This window comes from Sphingomonas sp. (assembly GCF_036677245.1).
Classification (GTDB): Bacteria; Pseudomonadota; Alphaproteobacteria; order Sphingomonadales; family Sphingomonadaceae; genus Allosphingosinicella.
The window spans coordinates 1-1,737 of sequence record NZ_JAKFCG010000051.1 but is presented as its reverse complement, the minus strand read 5'-3'; the positions used below and the strand labels follow the sequence as shown (position 1 = coordinate 1,737).

Below are 1,737 nucleotides of genomic sequence, written 5' to 3'. Positions count from 1 at the left end.
ATCTCACCAGTATGGAAGCAGATCGACCGGCCGCGCCGCCGGTTTCGGTCGCGTTGCCTGACATCGAGGCTGCCGCAGCGCGCATCGCCGGCAAGGTCGTGCGCACGCCGCTCGTCGCCTCGCGCTCCCTGAGCCGCCTGTGCGGTCAGCCCGTCCATCTCAAACTCGAAACCCGCCAGCCGATCGGCGCCTTCAAGCTCCGCGGTGCGATGAATGCCGTGCTGGCATTGGACGAAGACCAGCGCCGGCGCGGGCTCGTGACCGCGTCCACCGGCAATCATGGCCGCGCGCTCGCCTATGCTGCCCGTGAGCTCGGCCTTCGCGCCACGATCTGCATGTCGGCGCTGGTGCCGACGAACAAGGTCGAGGCGATCCGTTCACTCGGCGCCGAAATTTGCATCGTCGGGCGCTCGCAGGACGACGCGCAGGCCGAGGTCGAGCGGCTGGTCGCCGAGCACGGACTTACCCCGATATCGCCCTTCGACGATCCTGATGTCGTCGCGGGCCAGGGCACGATCGGTCTCGAACTGGTCGAGGACCTCCCCGATCTCGCCTGCGTGCTGATCCCGCTTTCAGGTGGCGGGCTTGCTGCTGGCATTGCGGTGGCGGTCGAGGCGCTGCGGCCTTCCGCAAGGGTGGTCGGCATCTCGATGGAGCACGGCGCTGCCATGGCGGCAGCCATCGCGGCCGGCCGGCCCGTCGAGGTGGTCGAAGAGGAAACGCTGGCGGATTCGCTTGGCGGCGGCATCGGCCTTTCCAACCGCGTCACCTTCGCACTGTGTCGCGATCTCATCGATGAGGTCGTGCTCTTGAGCGAGGTGGAGATCGCAGCCGGTATTCGCCACGCAGCGCGGGACGAGGGCGAAATCGTCGAGGGCGCCGGCGCGGTCGGCATCGCCGCCCTGCTTGCCGGCAAGGTCAGCCTGCATGGGCCGACGGCGATCATCGTTTCGGGACGCAATATCGACGAAGCCGTGCACCGACACATCATGTCCGGAGCCGCCCTATGACCCGCATGCTCGTCCTCACCGAGGCGGAACTGCGTCGCGTCGTCAGGCTCGACTTAAGCGCGATCGCCTGTGTCGAGGAGGCTTTTGCGGCGCTCGCGACCAAGGCCGTCGCCATGCCGCCGATCCTGCGGCTCGACATTCCCGAGCATCGCGGCGAGGTCGACGTCAAGACGGCCTATGTACCGGGCCTCGACGGGTTCGCGATCAAGGTCAGCCCCGGCTTCTTCGACAATCCCAAGCTCGGCCTGCCCAGCCTGAACGGGCTGATGATCCTGTTCAGCGCCAGGACCGGCCTCGTCGAGGCGCTGCTCCTGGACAATGGCTACCTCACCGATGTCAGGACGGCCGCGGCCGGAGCCGTCGCGGCGCGTCATCTCGCCCGGCCGGATGCGGCGGTCGCGGCGATTTTTGGCGCCGGGATGCAGGCGAGGCTTCAGCTCGAAGCGCTGGCGCTGGTGCGGCCGATCCGCGAGGCGCGGATCTGGGCGCGCGACAAGCAGAAGGCCAGCAAGGCCGCGGCCGAACTCTCGCAGCGCCTCGGCTTTCCCGTCGCCGCGATTGCCGATCCTCGAGCGGCCGCAAGCGGCGCCGATGTCATCGTCACTACGACGCCGGCCGAACAGCCGATCCTGATGGCCGACTGGCTCGAGCCGGGCCAGCACATCACCGCGATGGGCTCCGACAGCGAGCACAAGAACGAGATCGATCCGTCGGTCTTCGCCCGTGC

The 1,737-nt window shown here is 68.2% G+C and carries 2 protein-coding genes; both read left to right on the top strand.

Annotation, left to right across the window (positions count from 1 at the left end; genetic code table 11):
* Positions 1 to 53 precede the first annotated feature (53 nt).
* Positions 54 to 1,010, top strand: a complete 957-nt coding sequence (eutB, locus tag V6M48_RS05615) for a hydroxyectoine utilization dehydratase EutB (protein WP_332811545.1) — start codon at positions 54 to 56, stop codon at positions 1,008 to 1,010.
* A partial coding sequence (locus V6M48_RS05610; protein WP_332811544.1) for a cyclodeaminase occupies positions 1,007 to 1,737 on the top strand: 731 nt, incomplete at its 3' end. The genes eutB and V6M48_RS05610, both read left to right, overlap by 4 nt.